Genomic DNA, 17704 nt, shown 5'->3' with positions numbered 1-17704 from the left:
GCGGGACGTGGAGTGCGGCCGGGACCTGGCCTCGGCCTGAGGCGGGGACAGCGCCCGGCGGGAAGCCGGCCGTGGCGCGGGGCCCGCCGCGGGAGGTCCGGGGCCGCCGCAGGGGACCGGCCCCGCGCCGCCGGGGAGCCGGTGACACTGCCGCACCGCCCGCCCGCAGGTCGGGGCCACGGCCGAGACCCGGCCCTTCTGGCAGGTTCCGGTGGCGGCGCGCGGCCGTCGGGTCAGGGCCGGAGCTTGTAGCCGAAGCCCCGGACCGTCTCGATCCGCTCCTGGCCGATCTTCGCGCGCAGCCGCTGCACGTGGACGTCCACGACCCGTGTGTCACCGCCCCACCCGTAGTCCCACACCCGTTCCAGCAGCTTGTCCCGCGACAGCACCGTCCCCGGCGCGGAGGAGAACTCCAGCAGCAGCCGCATCTCCGTCGGGGTCAGTGCCACGGGGGCGCCGGACCTGCGGACCTCCATGCCCTCCGTGTCGACCTCCAGATCGCCGAAGACGATCAGGCCCCCGTCCTGCCGGCGGCCTGACGGGTCCGCTCCGTCGACGCCGGGCGCGCCGCCCGCGTGGCCGAAGCGCCGCAGCACCGCCCGGATGCGGGCCATGAGCACCGCGCCGTCGAAGGGCTTGGTGACGTAGTCGTCAGCGCCCGCCTCCAGACCCAGCACCACGTCGATCGAGTCGGCGCGCGCCGACAGCATGATCACGGGAACCGTCGACTCGTCCCGGATCCGGCGGCACAGGCTGACGCCGTCCATGCCGGGCAGCATGACGTCCAGCAGCGCGATGTCCGGCCTGCCGGAGCGGAACGCCTCCAGGCCGGACAGCCCGTCCGGCATCGCCGTCACCACGAACCCGTCCCGCTCCAGGGCCAGCTGGGTGGCCTCCCGGATGACGTCGTCGTCCTCGACGAACAGCACATGAGTCTCTGCCATGCCGCGTTTCTCCCGTTCCTCCGCGCCTCGGTCCCAGCATCGGCCACCCCGGTGCGCCGCCGGGCCCGCGGCCCGGCCCCTCGGCGGTTCCCCGCCCGGTCGCCGCGGCGCCTGCCGGCCCGGGTCCGCTGACGGGCCCGTCGCGGTTCCCCGCCCGGCCCCGGTTCCCGCCGCGCCGCGCCCGCTACACCACCCGCTCCCGGATCGGTCCGGTACGGCACCGCTTCCCCTCCCGGCCCGCGCCTCATTCGTCCGCGGGGACCGGCACGGGACCGGTGAGGTCGCCGTCGACCGCCTTGCTGTACTCGGTGCGCACGATGTCGTGCTGGGTGAACTTGTCCCCCGCCCACCTGAAGGTGATCACATCCTCGCCGGACGGGTACGCGACGGGGTCGTCCTTGCCGTACCGCTGCTTGGTGACCAGGAGGTCGCCGCGGTCGATCGCCGAGTACACCGCGGGCTCCTCCAGCGCGAACACGTTCTCGTACGCGCCGTCGTCCTGCCTCCGGTACACGTACGTTCCGATGCCCACCGCGTCGCCGCAGGTCAGCACGTTGACGACGACGTCGGGCGCCCCCATGTTGGTGAGGTTGCCGTACGAGGTGTCGACCGGGTACGCGTCGGCGGCGCACGGCTTGAGGTCGCCCTTCACACGGTCGCTGACCCTCGGGTCCTGCTGGACCAGCCGGACCGCGTCGACCCGCTGGAAGGGCGGGGACGCGGTGGAGGCGGCATCGGCGTCCGGTGCCACGGAGGTGCCGCCGCCCTGGTCGGCCGGGGCGGGGCCCGCGTCGCGGGCACCCGTGCTGCCGGTGGAGCAGGCCGCCGTCGCGAACAGGCCGACGGCGGCGAGGACCACCACCGCCGTCGTCCCCGCGGTCCGCAGGGACCGGTCGGACCAGCCCTTCGCGGCTGCCGCAGCCGGGCCGCCGCCTGCGGCGCCCCACGGGGACCGCGGTCCGTCGTCGCTCCACCGGGGACCGCCGTCCGCGGGGCCGCCCGGCCGGGGGCCGCTCCGCTCGCGGCCGGCCGTGGCGAAGCCGCTGCCCCGCCGCACGCCGTGCCGTACGGAGCCGTCGGGCGCCGGGGCGCCCTGCCCTGAGCCGCCCGGTTCGCCGCTGCCGGGGCCGGAGCCGCCGCCGTCTCCCGGTTCGCCGATCAGGCCGCCCACCGCTCGTGCTCCCGTCCGTCACGACGTCCGTCCGTCCGCTCCACCCCCGCCGGGTGGCCGGTCCGCGCCGCCGGCAGGGCCCGTACGGGGCCCAACTGCCGCGGGACGCGACCACTGCGCCCCGCGGCCTCCGCCACGCGGGCCACCGGGGTGACCTGAGCCGGCCCGGCCGGCTGCCGCGCGGCGCGGCCGACGCCCTCACCGGCACGCTCCTCACGCGCCTGCCGGGCCCGGGCCGTGCCCTCACGTGCCTGCGCGGCGCGGGCACGGTCGCCGAGGGCGGCACGGGCGTCGACGTCCCGGCTCTCCAGCTCCTGCCGGAGCCGGGCCAGCGCCCGGTGCAGCGTGCTCTTCACCGTACCGGTCGACATGCCGAGCGCGGCCGCCGTCTCCTCGGTGCTCATCTGCTCCCAGTGCCGCAGCACGACCACGCTGCGCTGCTTGGGCGCCAGCACCTTCAGCACGTCCATCAGCAGGGCCCGGTCGGCGTGCTGCTCGGTGGAGTCGTCGACCGACGCGTCCGGCAGCTGCTCGGTGGGCACCTCCTCCAGCTTGCGGGCCCGCCACCACTCGGTCCGGGTGTTGATCATGACCCGGCGCAGGTACGCGTCGGCGAGCGACTTGTCGGCTATGCCGTCCCAGCGGCCGTACGTCCGTGCCAGCGCCGTCTGCAGGAGGTCCTGCGCCTCCACCGGGTCCGGTACGAGACGCCGCGCGCTGCGCAGCAGAGCGTCGTGCCGGGTGCGGACGTACTCCTCGAATCCGAGCACCTCGCCGTGCGACATCCCGAACCGCCTCCGTTTCCCCGTGGTGCCTGTCGGTCGAACAGGCTTCGCATCCGTGGTGCCAGTCCCCTGGAACCGGGCTTTCTGCGGGCCCGGCTCGCTGACACCGCAAGAAACTACGGAGCTGTTGTCACGGGGTTGTGCGGGGCAGCCGTCGGCGGACGCACGGCTACCCATCGGTTGTGTAACGGCCTTGTGCCAGGGCGGGTACGCGCCGTGCGGACGGGCCGGGCGGGATCAGCTTCCGGGCAGCCGGTACAGCCCGCCCTCCAGCGGTTCGACCAGGCCGTCCGCGACCAGTCCGTCCAGTGCACGGGCCCGCTGCACCGGCTCGTGCCACACGGCGTCCAGGGCGGTCTGGGTGACGGGCCCGTGCGCCTCCCGCAGCACGGCGAGGAGCCTGCCCCGCACCTGCCGGTCGGTCCCGGCGTACGTCTGGCCGCGCCGCGGCGGGCCGTCGTGCGCGGGCTTCCCCGCCAGCCGCCAGGCGCACTCCCGCGCGAGGGGGCAGCGCCCGCAGTCCTCGTTCCTGGCCGTGCACACCAGTGCGCCGAGCTCCATCGAGGCGGCGGCCCAGCGGGCCGCGGTCGCCTCGTCCTGCGGAAGCAGGGCGCGGGCGAGCCGACGCTCGGCGGCGGTGGTGGCGTTGGGCGGGTACTGCACGCCGGTGACCGCGCGGGCGAAGACCCGCCGGACGTTGGTGTCGAGGACGGCGTGCCGCTGCCCGTACGCGAACGACGCCACCGCGGCGGCCGTGTACTCCCCGATGCCGGGGAGCGCCAGCAGCTGGGCGTGGTCGCTCGGCACGTCACCGCCGTGCCGCTCCGTTATCGCCACGGCCGCCCCGTGCAGCCGCAGCGCCCGGCGGGGGTAGCCGAGCCGCCCCCAGGCGCGCACCGCCTCGCCGGACGGCTCCGCGGCCAGGGCGGCGGGCCGCGGCCAGCGCGCCAGCCACTGCTCGTACACCGGCAGGACGCGGTTGACCGGGGTCTGCTGGAGCATGAACTCGCTCACCATCACGCCCCAGGCCCCGGCCTCCGGGCGGCGCCAGGGCAGGTCGCGGGCGTGCTGCGCGAACCAGGCGAGGACGGGGGCGTGGAGCCGACCGGCGCTGGGGGAGGCGGCGCCCGTGGGGGCGCTCACGGGGTCCACGCAGGCCGCGGCGGTGCCGGCGGGACCGGCACCGGTGTCCGGGCCGTGGGCGTCCGCGCCGGTGGAGGAGGCACCCGCGCGGGGCGAGGCGGTGCCGGTTCCGGCCGCGGGGGAGTGGGGGGCGTCGGAAGCGGAAGGAGTCTCGGTCGCAGTCATGGCCTTCCGATCCTGACACGAGCTGCGCCCCTTATCCCGCGGCACCGGCCGCGCGCCTCGGGTACGGCCCCTGCTGCGCGCCCTGTACCGCGCCTCCTGTGCGCCGGTGCGCCGTCCCCGCGCCCGTTTCCGCCGGGCGCCTCTGCGGCCTCGGCGGCGAAGGCCTTAGGGGCCTTAGGGGCCTTAGGGGCCCGGCTGGTGCGGATGCTGCGGGGGCGGTGCGTCGGGGGCCTGCGGGGTCTGTGGAGTCCGTGAGTCTTGTGGGGGCCTGTGGGGGCCTGTGGGGCCTGTTGGCCCGGGACGCTCAGTACTGCGGGTGCTGCCGCCCGCCCTGGTTCCCGGGGTGGTCCGGGTGCTGCTGCGTCCGGTCGCCCGTGTACGGCGGGTACAGCTGCTGGGCCTCAAGCCCCTGGTACTGCTGCTGCACCTCGGGTCCCCGGTACGGCTGCCGGCCCGGGTCGCCCGCGTGGTGCTGCCCGTACCCCGCCCCCTGGTACTGGGGAGGCTGCTGCTGCGTCTGAGCTTCCTGGTACTGCGGGTACTCCTGCTGACCGTCGGCCGTCGGGTACGCCGGGTACTCCGGCCGTTCCTGCTGAGGCTGCTCCCGGTGCTCGCCGCCGGATGCGCGCACCGCCCTGTGCTGCCCCTGCGTGCCTTGCTTCCGGCGGCCCGTGGACGCGCCCGAGGCGACCGCCGCCGCGCCGGAGGCGCCCTCGCCCGGACCGGCCAGCCAGTTCGCCACGCCCGAGCCGCTCGTCCGCATGGTCTCCACCAGCTTCCCGGTCGGTCCCGTCAGCAGCCGCACGAAGAGGACCACCGCCAGCGCGCCCACGATGAGGCCCGCAGCCACGTCGTGCGGGTAGTGCACGCCGACGAACACCCGCGAGAACGCCATCAGCACGGCCAGCGGCACCACGAACCACGTGGTGCGCCGCCAGGCCAGCACCAGCGCCATCGCGAACGCGCCCGCGATGGCCGAGTGGTTGCTCGGGAACGACCAGTCCCCGTACGCCGGGCACTCGGCGATGGAGGCGGCGGCGCCCACCACCGCCCGACAGGGCCGTTCCTCCTGCACGAACGTCTTCAGCGTCTCGCTCACCACGTACCCGAAGGCCGTCGCCACCGGGGCGAGCGCGGCCAGCGACATGGCGCGGGTGCCCGCCGGGCGGGCCCGCCACCAGGCGACCACGCACAACACGAGGAAGACGAACAGCCCGGCGTCGGTGCCGATCTCGGTGAACGTGTGCACCCAGGCGGGTGTGCCATGAGCGAAGTCGGTGATGGCGCGGTACAGGTCCTGACTCATGGCTACGGACGGTACATGCCCGTCGCGGGCCCGGGCTCACCACGTCGGTCAACGCCCCTGCCGCACAGCCGGAATCCGATGTGATGATCGGCAGAAGTCGGCGCAGGAGCGGCGAGTGGGGCGGGAGTTGGGCGCGGACTCTCGTAGAGTTTCCGCGTGGGATCTCTGCGCAATCCGGTCGGGCCGCTTCCCTCCTCCATCTACTGGCGACGGAGGGCAGTCGCGGCCGGCTTGGTCGTGCTCCTCGTGGCGTTGGTCCTGTGGTTCGTCGGCTCCGGCGACGACGGACCACCGAACGGCAGCGCCGGTGCCGGGGCCTCGTCCCCGGCGCCCTCCATCACGCCCGGCCCCACGCCGTCGGGTTCCGCGATCACCAGCCGCCCCGGCGGCCGCGACGAGTCCCCCGGGGAGGAGACGGGCGGCGGCGGTACGGGCACGTCGTCCGGCGCGGGCACGGGAGGCGGCGAGGGCACCGGTGGCTCGGCCGGTTCCGGTTCCGGTTCCGGTTCCCAAGACGGTTCCTCGGCGGGCACGAGCTCCGGCACCGGCGGGGACTCGGGCCGACGCGTCGCCGCGGGCTCACCGCTCCCCAACTGCGCACCCGCTGCGCTGGAATTGGCGCTGAGCAGCGCCAAGGTGTCGTACGGGCCGGATGAGAAGCCCGAGTTCCGGATCACGGCGAAGAACACCTCCGCGGCGACCTGCAAGGCCGATCTCGGTCCGCTCGCCGTCGTGCTGACCGTCAGTGATGACGCGGACGACGAGGTCTGGTCGTCGAAGCAGTGCCCGCGCGGTCCCCGCACCGCGTGGCTGTCCGTCCCCGCGGGCGGCACCGTGACGCACACCGTCGCATGGGACCGCCGGTACAGCACCGAGCAGTGCGACAAGCCGTCCACGCGCTCGGCGTCACCCGGCACATACCTGGTGGAGGCCGCGGCGCCGGGCCAGAAGGTCCTGCGCGCGTCGATCACCCTGGCCAAGGACTGAGCTTCCCGGTTCCCGGCAGCGAGCCGAGCACCGCTGCGGCCGTGCCTCGCGAGCACCCGGCCGGGCCGGTCCCCGTACCGGCCGGGGTGGCGCCCGGCGCTGTGCCGGCCGGGGTACGCGGCCGCCGGCACGGGGGACGTGGTTGGCGGGGGCACACAGCGGCCACCGGGGGCCGGACCGCCCCACGGGACGTCGCGGGAACCGGTCCGCCGCACCAGGGGCGCCCGCGGCCAGGGCCGGAGGCTCACGACGGGACGGTGGTCAGACGTAGCGTTCCAGGATCGACGACTCCGCGAGCCGCGACAGGCCCTCCCGCACGCTGCGCGCCCGCAGCTCGCCGACGCCGTCGACGGCCTGGAGGTCGTCGACGCTCGCCGCCAGCAGCTTCTGCAGCCCGCCGAAGTGCTCCACGAGCCGCTCGATGATGGCGCCCGGGAGCCGCGGCACCTTCGCCAGCAGCCGGTAGCCGCGCGGCGAGACCGCCGAGTCCAGCGTTTCCGGGGAGCCGCTGTAGCCGAGGGCGCGGGCGACGGTCGCGAGGTCCAGCAGTTCGGGGTGGGAGAGGCCGTCCAGTTCGGTCAGGGCCTCGCTGACGGTACGGGACCGCTTCGCCGTCGGCTCGGGCACGTAGTCCCGTACGACGAGTTCCCGCTCGGGCTCGACGCCCGCGATCAGTTCGTCCAGCTGGAGCGCGAGCAGGCGGCCGTCGGTGCCGAGCTCGACGACGTACTCCGCGATCTCGGTGGCGATCCGGCGGACCATCTCCAGGCGCTGCGCCACGGCAGTGACGTCCCGGACGGTCACGAGGTCCTCGATCTCCAGTGCCGACAGCGTGCCAGCGACCTCGTCGAGGCGGAGCTTGTAACGCTCCAGCGTGGCGAGCGCCTGGTTCGCACGGGACAGGATCGCCGCCGACTCCTCCAGGACGCGCCGCTCCCCGTCCACGTACAGCGCGATGATCCGCATCGACTGCGACACGGAGATCACCGGGAAGCCGCACTGCTTGGACACCCGGTCGGCGGTGCGGTGCCGGGTGCCGGTCTCCTCCGTCGGGATCGATGCGTCCGGCACGAGCTGCACCCCGGCGCGGAGGATCTTGGTGCTGTCCTTGTCCAGGATGAGGGCGCCGTCCAGCTTGCACAGCTCCCGCAGCCGGGTCGCGGTGAACTCGACGTCCAGCACGAAGCCGCCGGTGCACATCGACTCGACGGTCTTGTCCATGCCGAGGACGATGAGCCCGCCCGTGTTCCCGCGCAGGACGCGCTCCAGACCGTCCCGGAGGGCGGTGCCCGGCGCGACCGCGCTCAGGGACGAGCGCATCAGCGCTTCGTTGCCGGAGCTTCCGCCGGACTTTCCGGGATGTGATCCCCGGTCGTTGGCTGCCACTGCACTCCTCCGGCTCGTACGGATGGGCGAGACCAGGGCAAAGTCTAGCGACCCCACCCCCACGGGGGATGCGGCTCCGACGGCCCGGACCCGCAGGGCCCGGCGCCCCGCCCGGTGTCCGCCCCGCTCAGCGCCACCGTCCGGCCGCTGCCCGCGCCGGTCAGTGCCCGTCAGCCCCCGAGGTCTGGGGCCACGCCGGTGTCCGTCAGCCCGCTTCGTGTCCGCCCCCGTCAGCCGCCCGGTGCCCGCCCCGTCAGCGCCGCGGTCCGCCTGCCGTCCGCTTCGGCGGACGCCGGTCAGTCCGCCCGGACCGGCTCCTCCCGTGCCGCCCTGCGGGACCGCGGCAGCACCCGCAGGGCCTCGCCGACGTCCGCGACCTCCTGCACCCGCATGCCGGGCGGGACCTTCCCCGGGTCGCCCGGGACCAGCGCGTGCGTGAAGCCGAGCCGCGCCGCCTCCGCGAGCCGCCGCTGCACGCCCGTGACCCGCCGGACCTCCCCCGCGAGGCCCACCTCGCCGATCGCCACGAGGTTCTTCGGCAGGGGGGTGTCGGACGCGGCCGAGGCCAGCGCCAGCGCGACCGCCAGGTCCGCCGCCGGTTCGGACAGCTTCACCCCGCCGACCGTCGCGCTGTAGATGTCCCGCTTGCCCAGCGCGCTGATCCGCCCCCGCTGCTCCAGCACCGCCAGCATCATCGACACGCGGGACGTCTCCAAGCCCGACGTCGTCCGCCGCGGCGAGGGGATCTGCGAGTCCACCGTCAGCGCCTGCACCTCCGCGACCAGCGGACGCCGCCCCTCCAGCGTCACCGTCAGGCAGGTTCCCGGAACCGGCTCGGCGCGCCGGGTCAGGAACAGCCCGCTCGGGTCGGCGAGCCCCGTGATCCCCTCGTCGTGCAGCTCGAAGCAGCCGACCTCGTCCGTCGCCCCGTACCGGTTCTTCACGCCCCGCACCAGCCGCAGCCGCGCGTGCCGGTCACCCTCGAAGTGCAGCACCACGTCCACCAGGTGCTCCAGCAGCCGCGGCCCCGCGATCGCGCCGTCCTTCGTGACATGGCCCACGAGAAGCGTGGCCATGCCGCGTTCCTTGGACGCGCGGATCAGGGCACCCGCCACCTCCCGCACCTGCGCCATGCCGCCCGGCGCCCCGTCGATCTCCGGCGACGCCACCGTCTGCACCGAGTCCATGACCAGCAACGACGGCTTCACCGCGTCCAGGTGCCCCAGCACCGCCGACAGGTCCGTCTCGGCCGCGAGGTACAGGTGGTCGTGCAGCGCACCGATGCGGTCGGCCCGCAGCCGGACCTGGCTCGCCGACTCCTCACCCGTCACGTACAGGGTGGGGTGGTCCTCGCTCGCCGCCTTCGCCGCCACGTCCAGCAGCAGCGTCGACTTGCCCACGCCCGGCTCGCCCGCCAGCAGCACCACAGCGCCCGGCACGAGGCCCCCGCCGAGCACCCGGTCCAGCTCGTCGACCCCCGTCGACCGGGCCGTCGCCTGCCGCCCGTCCACCTGGGCGATGGGCAGCGCGGCGGCCGACACCCGGCCGGCCGCGGTGGTGCGGACGGCGGGCGTCCCGTACTCCTCCACCGTCCCCCACGCCTGGCACTCGGGACAGCGGCCGAGCCACTTGACCGTCGTCCAGCCGCACTCGGTGCAGCGGAACGACGGCCGGTCCTTCGACGATTTCGTACGGGCAGCCATGCGCCACACCGTAGCGGGGCCGACTGACATCCCGGTCCCGCCGGCGGGCCCCTATAGCGCCGCACCGGAGGCGGAGGCAAAGGCAGCTGCCCTCTTTCGAGGGACGCGTTCACCCGTAAGGCTTAAATGTGCGGAAGGGGTACGAAGCGTGTGCCTCGCGCCGCCTACGGTCGCCGGGTGACGAGCAGCAGGCTGGAACCCCCTACCTACACCACCGGCGCACACCGGGCGCAGCGCCGTGCGCCCCGGAGCGGGTCCCGTACGCTCGCGCAGAGCCCGCCCGCCCGCTACGAGCCCTACCTCGACGGCCTGTTCACCTACTGCCTGTCGGTGCTCTGCGACCACACCGCGGCGACCGCCGTCCTGGGCGACGTCCTCGCGGTCGCGGAGCGCCAGTACGGGCGGTGCCCCGACGACGAGTCCGGGCGCCGGGCGTGGCTCTACGCCCTGGCGCGCTGGGCATGCCTGCGGGAGCTCACCGAGCAGCGGCGCCGGCGGCAGGGAGCGCACGCCGGGCGCGCGGCGGGCCGCACGCCGACTGCGGGCCCCCGGAGCGAGCCCCGCGCGCCCGGCGCGCAGTCCGGCCCGGCCGCCCGCGGCGACGAGCCGTGCGAAGAACACCGCCGGGAGCTCGCCCTGCTGGCCTGGCCGGAGGCGGCCGGCACCACACCTGAGCAGCGCGAGGCCCTGGAACTGGCGGTCCGCCACCAGTTGGGCACCGCCGAGGTCGCCGCCGTGCTGGGTCTGGCCCCGCAGGCCGCGCGGGAGCTGCTGTCCGCCGCGGCCTGCGAGGTGGAGCGCACCCGCGCCGCGCTCGCCGTCGTCGAGACGGGGTCCTGCGCCGCCGTGGCCCGGCTCGCCGGGGACCGCCGCATGCTGCTGTCGGCGGCGCTGCGCCGGGAACTCGTCCGGCACGTCGACGACTGCCCCGCCTGCCGGCGCGTCGCCGAGCGGGCCGAGGCCGCCGGGCCCTGGCCCGGCTCCACGGTGACCCCGGCGACGCTGCCGCTGGTCGAGGCGCCCAGGGCGGCGGCGCACATCGCGATGGCGGCCGCACCCCGCGCCCGCACCGCCGGACCCCGGTTCGGCCGGGACGGCTTCCCCCTGGACCCCAAGGACCACGCGGCCCGCCGCGACCGGATGCGGGCCCGGGCCGTCACCACCACGGTCGTGGCCACCGTCATCGCGGCCCCCGTCCTCGCGCTGTGGGCGGCGTACCGCGGCGACCAGGCGGCCACCGGCAGCGTGTTCGACGACCGTGCGGTCAGCGCGGCCGACGAGGACGACAACGCCGCCGAGGCGACCGGCCGCTCCGGCCGCCGCCCCTACGAGAACGCCGGCAACGCCCGCACCGGCGGCGCACCGCCCTTCCGCACGCCGAGCCAGGCGCCCGACGTGACGGTGGAGGTCATCAGCCCCGGGACGGCCGCGGGCACCGCGGGCCCCGGCCGGATCGCGGTCTCCGCCCGCTCCCACGGCGACACGACGAAGCTCACGCTCACCGCCTCGGGCGGTGCGCCCGTCGAGTGGTCCCTGTGGACGGACGCGCCCTGGCTGTTCGCCAGCCGCACCTCGGGCACGCTGCAGCCCGGCGCGTCGCAGACGGTGTACATCTCGGTCGACCAGTCGCGGCAGCCGCGCGGTGCGTGGAGCGCCCGGGTCGGCGTCAACCCGTCGGGCGCGGTCATCGGCATCGACGGCCACGGCCCCAAGCGGCCACCGGTCCAGCAGCCCCCGGGCGGCACCGCGAAGCCGGGCCGCCCGTCGACGCCGTCCCCCGGCGGCCCCGGTCGCACGGACGACCCGGACCCGTCGCAGCCCCCGGCGTCCACGCCGCCGCCCTCGACGCCTCCCGAGACGACCCCGCCTCCGTCGACCCCGCCACCCCCGTCGACGCAGCCGCCGCAGCAGACCGACCCGCCGCCGGCCGACGACCCGCCCCCCGAGCCGGCACCGCCGGCCGACGACGCGTCCGCGACGCCCGCACCCGCCGCCGGCTGACCCACGCAGCCCCGGAATGCGGGCCCCGGGGCCGCGAGCGGTGGCGTGCGGGGAAGCGGTGGTGCGTGGCGGGCGGTGTCCCGCACAGGCGGGGCCGCGGAGCCGGCCCCAGGGCCGGCCGGGTCAGACCGGGTCCGCCGGGTGCGGGGCCACCAGCGGCAGCTGCGAGGCGAGCCGCGCCTCGCACAGCTCCACCAGCACCCCGTACGCCGCCTCGCCCATCAGCTCCGTCAGCTCCGGCCGGTACGTCACGTACACAGGCTCGCCCGCCCCGTGGGCGGACGTCGCCGACGTGCACCACCAGTGCAGGTCGTGGCCGCCCGGCCCCCAGCCCCTGCGGTCGTACTCGCCGATCGACACCTGGAGGACCTTCGTGTCGTCCGGCCGCTCCACCCAGTCGTACGTCCGGCGCACCGGCAGCTGCCAACAGACGTCCGGCTTGGTCTCCAGCGGTTCCCGGCCCTCGCGCAGCGCCAGGATGTGCAGGGCGCATCCGGCGCCGCCCGCGAAACCGGGGCGGTTCTGGAAGATGCACGAGCCCTTCCAGCGCCGGGTCTGCCGGTCGCCGTCCTCGTCGAGCTGCACCCAGCCGCCGGCCGCCGTGCCCTCGTCGTGGAACTGCCACAGGTCCGGAGTGAGCCGCGCCACGTGCGTGGCGACCCGCTTCTCGTCGTCCTCGTCGGAGAAGTGTGCGCCGAGGGTGCAGCACCCGTCGTCGGCGCGGCCCGCCTGGATGCCCTGGCAGCCGCTGCCGAAGACGCACGTCCACCGGGACGTCAGCCACGTCAGGTCACAGCGGAAGACCTGGTCCTCGTCCGCGGGGTCCGGGAACTCCACCCAGGCCCGGGGGAAGTCCAGGCCCTTCTCGTCGGAGGCCCCGGCGGCCTTGTCGCGCTTCTTGCCCGTTCCGGCCCCGCCGGGACCGGCCTTCTTCGTCTTCGGCACACGTCCAGCGTATGCGGAGCACGACCCCGTCCGGGGCGCCGCTCGCCCGCCGTGTCCGGCGGGGCGGCGCCGGGCGGAGGGCGGCGGTCCGGTCGCCGGTCCGCATCCGTGCCCCGTCCGTGCCGCGTCCCGCCCGGCCGGGCCGAACGGTTAGCGTTCAGCCATGAGACTCGGAGTCCTCGACGTCGGTTCGAACACGGTGCACCTGCTGGTCATGGACGCGCACCCCGGCGCGCGCCCCCTGCCCGCGCACTCGCACAAGGCCGAACTGCGCCTCGCCGAACTGCTCGACGCGGACGGCGCCGTCAGCGCGCACGGCATCGAGCGGCTCGTCACGATCGTCGGGGACGCCGTGCACACCGCCGAGGAGAAGGGCTGCGAGGAGGTCCTGCCGTTCGCGACCTCCGCCGTCCGCGACGCCTCCAACGCCGACGCCGTCCTGCGGACGGTCAAGGAGCAGACCGGTGTCGACCTCACCGTCCTCACCGGCGAGGAGGAGGCCCGGCTGACCTTCCTCGCCGCCCGCCGCTGGTTCGGCTGGTCGGCGGGCAAGCTGCTGCTCCTCGACATCGGCGGCGGCTCCCTGGAGGTCGCGTACGGCATCGACGAGGAGCCCGACGCGGCGGTCTCCCTGCCGCTCGGCGCGGGACGGCTCACTGCCGGCTGGCTGCCCGGCGACCCGCCGGACCCGGCCGACGTGAAGGCGCTGCGCCGCCACGTGCGGGCCCAGATAGCGCGGACGGTCGGCGAGTTCGCCCGCTTCGGGAAGCCGGACCACGTCGTCGCCACGTCCAAGACCTTCAAGCAGCTCGCGCGGATGGCGGGCGCCCCGGGCTCCGGCGAGGGGCAGTACGTGCAGCGCGTGCTGAGCCGCGCGTCACTGGAAGGATGGGTGTCCAAGCTCTCCGCCATGACCGTCGAGCAGCGCTGCGCCCTGCCCGGCGTGTCGGCGGGCCGGGCCCGGCAGCTGCTGGCCGGGGCGCTGGTGGCGGAAGGAGCGATGGACCTGTTCGGGGTCGCCGAGGTGGAGATCTGTCCCTGGGCACTGCGCGAGGGCGTCATCCTGCGGCGCCTCGACCACCTCCCCGAGTGACGTTTCCGGCCCGTACGCTGTCCCTCGTGGCAGAACGAGCGTCGGAATCAGCGTCGGAATCGGCGGCGGAACCCGTGCCGGGCGCCGCACACGGCTCCTCGCGGAGGCCCGTACGGGGTGCCGCACCCGGCGCTGCGACGGTGCCCGTGCCGGAGTCCGCAGCGCGGTCCGCCCCGGGCCGGGCTGCCGACGGCGGGGCGGGCGCCCGGCCGGGCGGAGCGCCCGGGACCGTGGCGGGCGGCGTGCCGAGGGCCCTGCCGTCGCCGTCGGCGGACAGGCTGCCGCGGACCGACGTCAAGGTGGCCCTGTCCACCGCGTCCGTCTACCCGGAGTCGACGGCCACCGCGTTCGAGGTCGCCGCCCGGCTCGGCTACGACGGCGTCGAGATCATGGTGTGGACGGACCCCGTCAGCCAGGACCTGGAGGCGCTGCGCCGGCTCTCGGACTACCACCAGGTGCCCGTCCTCGCCGTGCACGCCCCCTGCCTGCTGATCACCCAGCGGGTGTGGTCGACCGACCCGTGGGTGAAGCTCCAGCGCGCGCAGGCGGCGGCCGAGAAGCTCGGCGCGTCGACCGTGGTCGTGCACCCGCCGTTCCGCTGGCAGCGCCAGTACGCCCGTGACTTCGTCACCGGCATCTGGCGGATGGCGGACGAGACGGACGTGCGGTTCGCCGTCGAGAACATGTACCCCTGGCGCTACCGCGACCGCGAGATGCTCGCGTACGCCCCCGAGTGGGACGTCACCAAGGACGACTACCGCCACTTCACGATCGACCTGTCCCACACCGCCACCGCCCGCTCCGACGCCCTCGACATGGCGTCCCGCATGGGTGACCGGCTCGGCCACGTCCACCTCGCCGACGGACGCGGCTCCGGCAAGGACGAGCACCTGGTGCCGGGGCGCGGCAGCCAGCCGTGCGCCGAGCTGCTCCGGCACCTGGCCCGCACCGGCTTCGACGGGCACGTGGTGATCGAGGTCAACACCCGCCGCGCCATGTCCGCCGCCGAACGGGAAGCCGACCTCGCCGAAGCCCTCGCCTTCACGCGGCAGCACCTGGCGGCGGCCGCCCGCGTCCCGTGACCGGCGCACCGCGGCCGCGCAGGGGGCGCGGCAGACCGCCCGCCGCGGACCGGGCGGAGGGGCCGGGCGCCCGCGAGCGGATCCTGGAGGCGGCCCGCGCCGAGTTCGCCCGGCGCGGCTACGACAAGACGTCCGTCCGCGGCATCGCCAAGGCCGCGGGCGTCGACCCGGCCCTCGTCCACCACTACTTCGGTACGAAGGACGAGGTCTTCGCCGCCGCCGTCGAGGTGTCCTTCGAGTCCGCCCTCGTGATCCCCGCCCTCATCGGGGAGCACGGCACCGAAGGCGTGGGGGAGCGGCTGGCCCGCTCCTTCATCGGGGTGTGGGAGGACCCGGCGACCAGGACCCCGCTGCTCGCGGTGGTCCGCTCGGCGCTCACCCACGATGCCGCCGCCGCGGTGCTGCGCGGGTTCGTCCTGCGCCGCGTCCTGGAGCGGGTCGCCGCCGACCTGTCCGTGCCGGACCCGCAGTTCCGCGCGGAGCTGGCCGCGTCCCACATGGTCGGCATCGCGATCCTGCGGTACGTGGTACAGGTGGAGCCGCTGGCGTCGGCGGACCCGGAGGACATCGTGGCCGTGGTGGCGCCCACCCTGCAGCGGTACCTCACCGAGGAGTGAGCGGCGCGTCCCGCCATGTGGACGGAATGTCCAGATCTTGGAGTGGCGGCGTAGGCTCGTAGGAATCAGGAAGTCTCTGTCGAGGAGCGAGCGACGATGCCCGAGCTGAGGTCCCGCACTGTCACCCACGGCCGCAACATGGCGGGTGCCCGCGCCCTTATGCGTGCCTCCGGGGTACCGGGCGAGGACATCGGCCGCAAGCCGGTCATCGCCGTCGCCAACTCCTTCACCGAGTTCGTGCCCGGACACACCCACCTGCAGCCCGTCGGCCGGATCGTCAGCGACGCCGTCAGGGCCGCCGGCGGCATCCCGCGCGAGTTCAACACCATCGCCGTCGACGACGGCATCGCCATGGGCCACGGCGGCATGCTGTACTCCCTGCCGTCCCGCGACCTGATCGCCGACTCCGTCGAGTACATGGTCGAGGCGCACTGCGCCGACGCCCTGATCTGCATCTCCAACTGCGACAAGATCACCCCGGGCATGCTGATGGCCGCCCTGCGCCTCGACATCCCGACCGTGTTCGTCTCCGGCGGTCCCATGGAGTCCGGCCGCGCCACCCTCGTCGACGGCAGCGTCCGCACCCTCGACCTGGTCGACGCCATCGCCGAGGCCGTCAACGACAAGGTGTCCGACGAGGACATCCGCCGCATCGAGGAGAACGCCTGCCCGACCTGCGGCTCCTGCTCCGGCATGTTCACCGCCAACTCGATGAACTGCCTGACGGAGGCCATCGGCCTCTCCCTGCCCGGCAACGGCTCGGTCCTCGCCACCCACACCGCCCGCCGCGCCCTCTACGAGGAGGCCGGCCGCACCGTGGTGGAGCTGACCAGGCGCTACTACGAGCAGGAGGACGCGTCCGTCCTGCCGCGGAACATCGCGACCTTCGCCGCCTTCGAGAACGCCATGGCCCTCGACATCGCCATGGGCGGCTCGACGAACACGATCCTCCACCTGCTGGCCGCCGCCCAGGAGGCCGGCGTCCCCTTCGGCCTGGAGGAGATCGACGCCGTCTCGCGCCGCGTGCCCTGCTTGGCGAAGGTGGCGCCGAACGTCGCCAAGGACCGCACGTACTACATGGAGGACGTGCACCGGGCCGGCGGCATCCCCGCCCTGCTGGGCGAGCTGCACCGCGCCGGGCTGCTGAACGAGGACGTGCACGCGGTGCACAGCCCGTCGCTGGCCGACTGGCTGAAGACCTGGGACGTGCGCGGCGGATCGCCGAGCGCCGAGGCCGTCGAGCTGTGGCACGCCGCTCCGGGCTGCAAGCGCTCCGCGGAGGCGTTCTCGCAGTCCGAGCGGTGGCAGACCCTCGACGACGACGCCCAGTCCGGCTGCATCCGCTCCGCCGAGCACGCCTACTCCAAGGACGGCGGCCTGGCGGTCCTCAGGGGCAACCTCGCCGTGGACGGCTGCGTCGTGAAGACCGCCGGGGTCGACGAGTCCATCTGGACCTTCGAGGGCCCCGCGGTCGTCTGCGAATCGCAGGACGAGGCCGTCGAGAAGATCCTCAACAAGCAGATCACGCACGGCGATGTCGTCGTCATCCGCTACGAGGGCCCGCGCGGCGGCCCCGGCATGCAGGAGATGCTCTACCCGACGTCGTTCCTCAAGGGCCGCGGCCTGGGCAAGACCTGTGCGCTGATCACCGACGGCCGCTTCTCGGGCGGTACGTCGGGCCTGTCCATCGGCCACGCGTCACCGGAGGCCGCGTCCGGCGGCACCATCGCGCTCGTCGAGGACGGCGACCGCATCCGCATCGACATCCCGAACCGCTCCATCGAGCTCCTCGTCGACGACGCCACGCTGGCCGCCCGGCGCGGGGCCCTGGGCGGGGCGTACGCCCCGAAGGACCGGGACCGCAAGGTGTCGGCTGCCCTGCGCGCCTACGCGGCGATGGCCACCAGCGCCGACAAGGGCGCGGTCAGGGACGTCACGAAGCTCGGCTGACGCCCAGGGCCCTCCGCCGCGCGCCCCGCGCGCTCCTGCACACGACCGACCCGGCACGGCTCCCCGTGCCGGGTCGGTCCGCGTGCGGCCACGGCGGGTGGGACGTGCGCGGAACCCGTGGCCCCCGGTGCCTGACCTGCCCCGCGCCGCCTGGCAGGGCCTCGGTGTCTCGCCCCCGGGCGCGAACGGGGCGCCGAGGGTGACGGCCACACCGGTCCCGCGGGGTACCGCCTCGTCGAACGTGGGATGGACACGGCACCCCCGCCGGGCAGTTCGCGCCACCGGCGGCCCACCACGGGTCGCCCGGCGCGTGCGGCGGCACGTGATCGGGGCGTCTGGTCCCTGCGGCGGTAGGCCTGCGGGTCGGTCTGCGGGTCGGTCGCGGTGAGTCTGCGGTGCTGGGCCTGTGGGTCGGTCTGCGGTGGG

14 protein-coding genes are annotated in these 17704 nt (G+C 75.1%); 6 read left to right on the top strand and 8 right to left on the bottom strand.

The features are described from left to right. Positions 1-233: 233 nt before the first annotated feature. The 5 genes from cseB to BJP40_RS36255 form a co-directional block, all read right to left on the bottom strand. On the bottom strand, positions 234-944 hold the full coding sequence (gene cseB, locus BJP40_RS09825; RefSeq protein WP_071280041.1) for a two-component system response regulator CseB: 711 nt from the start codon (positions 942-944) through the stop codon (positions 234-236). A 244-nt stretch (positions 945-1188) separates the two neighbouring features. Continuing rightward, positions 1189-1830 (bottom strand): hypothetical protein, encoded by a 642-nt coding sequence (locus BJP40_RS09820; protein WP_079171054.1) that lies wholly within the window; start codon positions 1828-1830, stop codon positions 1189-1191. Between the two features lie 272 nt (positions 1831-2102). Beyond that, the gene (locus BJP40_RS34145) at positions 2103-2900 is read right to left on the bottom strand and encodes a SigE family RNA polymerase sigma factor (protein WP_071280040.1); all 798 of its coding nucleotides are present in this window, start codon (positions 2898-2900) and stop codon (positions 2103-2105) included. A 237-nt stretch (positions 2901-3137) separates the two neighbouring features. Further along, on the bottom strand, positions 3138-4208 hold the full coding sequence (locus tag BJP40_RS09810) for an A/G-specific adenine glycosylase (protein ID WP_226962521.1): 1071 nt from the start codon (positions 4206-4208) through the stop codon (positions 3138-3140). 304 nt (positions 4209-4512) lie between these two features. Then, a complete protein-coding gene (locus BJP40_RS36255) occupies positions 4513-5514 on the bottom strand; it encodes a phosphatase PAP2 family protein (RefSeq protein WP_071280039.1) in 1002 nt (333 codons plus the stop codon). A gap of 156 nt (positions 5515-5670) precedes the next feature. Here BJP40_RS36255 and BJP40_RS09800 point away from each other — a divergent pair, with 156 nt between their 5' ends. Further along, positions 5671-6501, top strand: coding sequence for a hypothetical protein (locus tag BJP40_RS09800; protein ID WP_079171051.1), 831 nt, complete (start codon positions 5671-5673; stop codon positions 6499-6501). A 261-nt stretch (positions 6502-6762) separates the two neighbouring features. Here the strand turns inward: BJP40_RS09800 and disA are convergent, their stop codons facing one another. After that, positions 6763-7887: a DNA integrity scanning diadenylate cyclase DisA gene (gene disA / locus BJP40_RS09795; RefSeq protein WP_071275118.1), complete on the bottom strand. Its 1125-nt coding sequence runs from the start codon at positions 7885-7887 to the stop codon at positions 6763-6765. Positions 7888-8183: 296 nt separating this feature from the next. Further along, positions 8184-9590 carry a DNA repair protein RadA gene (radA, locus tag BJP40_RS09790; protein ID WP_071275115.1) on the bottom strand — a complete coding sequence of 469 codons (1407 nt, stop codon included), beginning with the start codon at positions 9588-9590 and terminating at the stop codon, positions 8184-8186. Positions 9591-9716: 126 nt separating this feature from the next. Here radA and BJP40_RS09785 point away from each other — a divergent pair, with 126 nt between their 5' ends. Continuing rightward, the gene (locus tag BJP40_RS09785) at positions 9717-11591 is read left to right on the top strand and encodes a hypothetical protein (protein WP_226962520.1); all 1875 of its coding nucleotides are present in this window, start codon (positions 9717-9719) and stop codon (positions 11589-11591) included. 123 nt (positions 11592-11714) lie between these two features. Here BJP40_RS09785 and BJP40_RS09780 read toward each other — a convergent pair whose 3' ends face one another. Further along, on the bottom strand, positions 11715-12536 hold the full coding sequence (locus BJP40_RS09780) for a hypothetical protein (protein WP_175500098.1): 822 nt from the start codon (positions 12534-12536) through the stop codon (positions 11715-11717). A gap of 163 nt (positions 12537-12699) precedes the next feature. Between BJP40_RS09780 and BJP40_RS09775 the strand changes: the two genes are divergently transcribed. From BJP40_RS09775 to ilvD, 4 genes are all read left to right on the top strand, one after another. Then, entirely contained in the window at positions 12700-13629 is a 930-nt protein-coding gene (locus tag BJP40_RS09775) for a Ppx/GppA phosphatase family protein (protein ID WP_071280036.1), read from the top strand. 242 nt (positions 13630-13871) lie between these two features. Beyond that, complete coding sequence (locus BJP40_RS09770; RefSeq protein WP_226962519.1) at positions 13872-14711, top strand: sugar phosphate isomerase/epimerase; 840 nt, start codon at positions 13872-13874, stop codon at positions 14709-14711. Further along, complete coding sequence (locus tag BJP40_RS09765; RefSeq protein ID WP_071280035.1) at positions 14708-15328, top strand: TetR family transcriptional regulator; 621 nt, start codon at positions 14708-14710, stop codon at positions 15326-15328. Before BJP40_RS09770 ends, BJP40_RS09765 begins: the two co-directional genes overlap by 4 nt. Positions 15329-15424: 96 nt before the next feature. Next, positions 15425-17278, top strand: coding sequence for a dihydroxy-acid dehydratase (gene ilvD, locus BJP40_RS09760; RefSeq protein ID WP_071280034.1), 1854 nt, complete (start codon positions 15425-15427; stop codon positions 17276-17278). Positions 17279-17704 lie beyond the last annotated feature (426 nt).

Origin of the sequence: Streptomyces sp. CC53 (assembly GCF_001865245.1) — a bacterium.
Lineage (GTDB): Bacteria > Actinomycetota > Actinomycetes > Streptomycetales > Streptomycetaceae > Streptomyces.
Note: the sequence above shows the minus strand (reverse complement) of the source record. Positions and strands in the feature narration are given on the sequence as shown.

Excerpts from the sequence above, each read along its gene's own strand:
- cseB (WP_071280041.1), bottom strand. The coding sequence starts at position 944 with ATGGCAGAGACTCATGTGCTGTTCGTCGAGGACGACGACGTCATCCGG.
- BJP40_RS34145 (WP_071280040.1), bottom strand. The coding sequence starts at position 2,900 with ATGTCGCACGGCGAGGTGCTCGGATTCGAGGAGTACGTCCGCACCCGG.
- BJP40_RS09810 (WP_226962521.1), bottom strand. The coding sequence starts at position 4,208 with ATGACTGCGACCGAGACTCCTTCCGCTTCCGACGCCCCCCACTCCCCC.
- BJP40_RS36255 (WP_071280039.1), bottom strand. The coding sequence starts at position 5,514 with ATGAGTCAGGACCTGTACCGCGCCATCACCGACTTCGCTCATGGCACA.
- radA (WP_071275115.1), bottom strand. The coding sequence starts at position 9,590 with ATGGCTGCCCGTACGAAATCGTCGAAGGACCGGCCGTCGTTCCGCTGC.
- BJP40_RS09785 (WP_226962520.1), top strand. The coding sequence starts at position 9,717 with ATGTGCGGAAGGGGTACGAAGCGTGTGCCTCGCGCCGCCTACGGTCGC.
- BJP40_RS09775 (WP_071280036.1), top strand. The coding sequence starts at position 12,700 with ATGAGACTCGGAGTCCTCGACGTCGGTTCGAACACGGTGCACCTGCTG.
- ilvD (WP_071280034.1), top strand. The coding sequence starts at position 15,425 with ATGCCCGAGCTGAGGTCCCGCACTGTCACCCACGGCCGCAACATGGCG.